Consider the following 4,593-nt stretch of genomic DNA (forward strand, 5'->3'; position numbering starts at 1 on the left):
CCACAAATTTATTTTAACATGGAGGTCTTTTTATTTTTTATTATTCATCGCTAAAGCTAAATTGAACCCCCGGTCAAACCGGGGGTATTCTAATTACAAAAAGAAGTATTACAACCATAATTCTTTTTCTTATAATTTATTTCTTAGTATTTTTATGAAATATCTTTAATAGGGACCTTAATTTCCCCTAGTCATTAAATAATTGTAGGCGCCAAGGGCTGCTGTCGCACCTGAACCCTCTGCTATTATGATTTGTTTGAAGGCTGAGTTAGTGCAGTCCCCTGCTCCATAAACTCCTTCAAGGCTTGTAGCCCCAAACTCATCTACAATTATTTCTCCACGAGAATTTTTTTCTACCATGTCTGCCCACTCAGTCATTGGTACAAGTCCAACTTGGATAAAGCAGCCTTCAGTATTTTCTTCTATGACTTCGCCACTTACCCTGTCCTTGTAAGAAATTTTTTCCAAAACTTTTTCTCCAGTCAAGGCTTGAGTTTCTGCATTAGTAACTATTCTCACATTTTTAAATTCTTTTAGCTTGTCTTGAAGAACCTTGTCTGCCTTTAGTTTTGGCAAGAATTCTAGGACTAAGACTTCCTTGGCAAGGCTAGCAAGATCAATTGCAGCTTCGATACCAGAGTTTCCTCCACCAATTACTGTGACCTTCTTACCCTTAAAGAGTGGTCCGTCACAGTGAGTGCAGTAGGCAACGCCCTTGTTCCTAAATTCTATCTCTCCAGGAATGCCAATTAGCCTCCACTTGGCTCCAGTTGCAATTATTAAAGTCTTGGCAAATAGCTCTCCCTTATTAGTAATAACTTTTAAAGGTTTACCTTCTACAATATCAGTTACAGATGCACCTTCAATAATATCAACTTTATACTTGTCTAGATGAACCTTCACATCGTCCATGTATTTTGGTCCCTCTGTGTATTCAATCCCAGTAATATTTTCTATTGAAAGAGTTTCCTTAACCTGACCGCCAAATTCTTCAGCCACAAGTCCAACTTTTATTCCCTTTCTCGCTCCATAGATGGCAGCTGTTGCCCCACCAGGGCCTCCACCAATAATAAGACTGTCAAAAACAGGTTTTTCTTCTAGCTTTAAGTCCACTTCCTCATGGCTAATCTTGTTTAAGATTTCATCTAAAGAAACCTTACCATTGTTAAAGACTTCATCCTTTAGATAAGTTGTTGGCACCGCCAAGACCCCAAGGTCCTCTACATAGTCTGTGAAAACAGACCCATCAACCATTGTGTGCCTAATCTTTGGATTTAAGACTGCCATAATGTTTAAAGCCTGAACAACTTCAGGGCAATTGTGGCAGGATAGACTCACCATAGTTTCAAATTCCATTTCCTCATCAAGAGCTTCTATCCTCTCCCTAGTCTTGTCATCAATCTTTGGAGGACGACCTCCAACTTGTAAGAGGGCAAGGATAAAGGACTCAAACTCATGACCTAGAGGAAGACCAGCAAAAGTAACTCCACTTACAGACCCAGATGAAAGGCTAAAGCTTGGCTTAAACTTTAAGTCAGCTTCCTCTAGCTTAATCTTATCTGTAATGCTAGCCACTTCATCAACAAAGTCTCTTAACTTTTTAGAATTTTCTGAATCATCAAGGCTAATAGAAATTACAACCTCTCTCTCGAGAAGTTGTAAATATCCCTTAACCTGATTTTTTAAATTTTGATCTAACATTAAATCTTTCCAACTAGGTCTAATCCTGGAGTTAAAGTCTTTCCAGATTGCTTCCATTTTGCTGGACATACTTGGCCAGGATTGTTTCTTACAAATTGTCCTGCTCGAATTTTGTCAATAACTTGGCTGGCATCACGACCAATTCCATCTGCATTGATTTCCAAAGTTTGGATCACTCCATCCGGATCAATTATAAAAGTAGCTCTTTGTGCAAGGCCTGCTTCTTCATCAAGTACATCAAAGTCCCTTGCAATTGACTTGTGCGAGTCAGCCAACATTGTGAACTCAAGCTTATTAATAGCTTCAGAGTGGTCATGCCATGCCTTGTGAACGAAGTGAGTGTCAGTTGACATTGAGTAAACTTCAGCTCCCAGTTCCTTTAACTTCTCATATTGTTCTTGCATGTCTTCAAGTTCAGTTGGACATACAAAAGTAAAATCAGCAGGGTAGAACATTAAAACTGTCCACTTGCCTTCAAAGTCCTTGTTAGAAACTTCTACAAACTCTTCCCTGCTAGGGGCATAGCCCATAGTTTTAAACTCAGGTATCTTCTTTCCTATTTGTGACATATTGTCCTCCTTATATTTTAAAATTTATTTGTTACTATCTATCAATTTATCTATACCCACAAAACCCTATTTTTTTTAAATATATAATCTTTTTAATCTTAACTTTTTTGTAAAACAAAAAAAAGAAGTATGGCTTCCATACTTCTCAGACTGATGACAAAGCAGGCAAAAAAAGCCTGCTTTTTTTAATAAAATCATCTGAATTACAGAAAAAAAGGGTAAAAATAAACTAAGGAAGTAGGTGTGACATGCTATCAAAAAATAACAATAGAAAAACAAATCAAGTACAACTAATTTCAGTAGAACAACTTGTACCTAAAAATCACATATTAAGAAAAATAGACAAATACATAGACTTTAGCTTCATCTATGAATTAGTAGAAGATAAATACTCACTAGACAACGGAAGACCAAGCATAGATCCAGTAGTATTAATAAAAATACTATTCATAGAGTATCTATTCAACATAAAAAGTATGAGACAAACAATAAAAGAAATAGAAGTAAACATAGCATATAGATGGTTTTTAGGACTGGACTTTTATGATAAAGTTCCTCACTTCACAACATTTAGCCAAAACTACAGAAGAAGATTTAAAGATACAAACATATTTGAAGAAATATTTCAAAACATCTTAAGCCAAGCAATGAACAAAGGATTCGTAGATGAGAAAATACAATTCGTAGACTCAACACATGTAAAAGCCCATGCAAATAGACATAAAAACAAAAAAGAAGAAATCAAAAAAGCAGCAAAAGCATACCAAGAAGAATTAGACAAAGAAATAGAAGAAGATAGAAAAGAACATGGGAAAAAACCACTAAAAGAAAAAAATAAAAAAGAAGAAACAAAAGAAATAACAGTCTCAACAACAGACCCAGAAAGTGGACTCTTTCATAAAGGAGAGCACAAAGAAGTCTTTGCCTATTGTGTAGAAACATCAGTAGACAAAAATGGTTGGATCTTAGGACATAAAACATTCCCAGGAAATCTCCATGACAGCACAACCCTAATACCCTTTTATGAAGAAAAACTAAAAAAATACAAACCAGAAAAAATAGTAATGGATGCAGGATATAAAACACCAGCCATAGCAAAAAAACTACTAGAAGACGAAATACAACCAGTATTTCCCTACACAGCACCAAAAAGAAAACCAAAAATAGAAAACCCCTACTACAAAAGAGAATTCATATATGATGAGTACTATGACTGTTACCTATGCCCAGAAAATCAAATACTAGAATACACGACAACAAATAGAGAGGGATATAGAGAGTACAAAAGAAATAAAGAACAATGTAAAAAATGCCCTAACCTCAAAAGATGCACACAGAGTAAAAACAATCAAAAAGTAATCACAAGACACATTTGGCAAAAATACATAGATGAAACAGAAGAATATAGATACACAGAAAAAGGAAAAGAAGAATACAAAAGAAGAAAAGAAACAGTAGAAAGACAATTTGGAAGTGCAAAAGAATTCCATGGATTTAGATACACAAACATGATTGGACTAGCAAAGATGGAAATGAAAGCTGCACTTACATTTGCGTGCATAAATATGAAAAAATTAGCAATACTACTATATAAATTGGATCCTAATAAGGATTTAACTTTGGATAAATTAAAGATTTTTTTAGTAAATATATTAAGAATGCAACAAACCCAGAAATTATTTCTGGGTTTGTCTACAATCTGCACCGGCGTAGCCGGTTGTTTTGCTTTTGCGGTCCAAAGGATCTTTTTTACTAGCTGCGTCTCAAGGACGCTTGTGGTTTACCACATGCAATTTTTACTTGCTAACCCCTAAAGGGGTCTGTGTTATCCATGATTATCTGACCACTTAATTCATCTTCTTTAAGTTGGTTATGAATATACTCTTTTATTGCTTTTGTATTTTTGCCTGCTGTATCTACATAGTATCCTCGGCACCAAAATTGCCTTCCCCTATATTTGTATATTAAGCTACCCCATTTGTCATATATCATTATGCTGCTTTTTCCTTTTAAAAATCCCATAAAACTAGACACACTCAATTTTGGTGGTATCTCTAGCAACATGTGTACATGATCTGGACAAACTTCTGCTTCTATTATGTTAACACCTTTCCAGTTGCAAAGCTCTCTTAATATTGCACCTATTTCCAATCTTTTACTTCCGTAAAATACTTTCCTTCTATATTTTGGAGCGAACACTACATGTTATTTACAATTCCATCTTGTGTGATAAATTATGTGTATGATTTAAATTCATAAAAAACCTCCTGTTATTTTTGTGTTCTGGTAAACCACAAATTTATTTTAACATGGAGGTCTTTTT

3 protein-coding genes and 1 pseudogene are annotated in these 4,593 nt (G+C 35.0%); 1 reads left to right on the top strand and 3 read right to left on the bottom strand.

Features of this window, described 5'->3' with window-relative positions; translation table 11 throughout:
• Nucleotides 1–177 precede the first annotated feature (177 nt).
• Together ahpF and ahpC are read right to left on the bottom strand one after the other, a co-directional pair.
• Complete coding sequence (ahpF, locus tag HMPREF3023_RS06145) at nt 178–1,701, bottom strand: alkyl hydroperoxide reductase subunit F (RefSeq protein WP_070701767.1); 1,524 nt, start codon at nt 1,699–1,701, stop codon at nt 178–180.
• Nucleotides 1,701–2,270, bottom strand: a complete 570-nt coding sequence (gene ahpC, locus HMPREF3023_RS06150) for an alkyl hydroperoxide reductase subunit C (protein WP_070701769.1) — start codon at nt 2,268–2,270, stop codon at nt 1,701–1,703. The genes ahpF and ahpC overlap by 1 nt, the downstream gene beginning before the upstream one ends.
• A 248-nt stretch (nt 2,271–2,518) precedes the next feature.
• Between ahpC and HMPREF3023_RS06155 the strand changes: the two are divergent.
• Nucleotides 2,519–3,955: pseudogene (locus HMPREF3023_RS06155) on the top strand (IS1182 family transposase); the annotation flags it as partial.
• 118 nt (nt 3,956–4,073) lie between these two features.
• On the opposite strand, the gene tnpA reads toward HMPREF3023_RS06155, so the two are convergent.
• Complete coding sequence (gene tnpA / locus HMPREF3023_RS06160) at nt 4,074–4,469, bottom strand: IS200/IS605 family transposase (protein WP_246829193.1); 396 nt, start codon at nt 4,467–4,469, stop codon at nt 4,074–4,076.
• Nucleotides 4,470–4,593 lie beyond the last annotated feature (124 nt).

It is taken from the genome of Peptoniphilus sp. HMSC075B08 (genome assembly GCF_001815405.1).
Lineage (GTDB): Bacteria > Bacillota > Clostridia > Tissierellales > Peptoniphilaceae > Peptoniphilus_A > Peptoniphilus_A harei.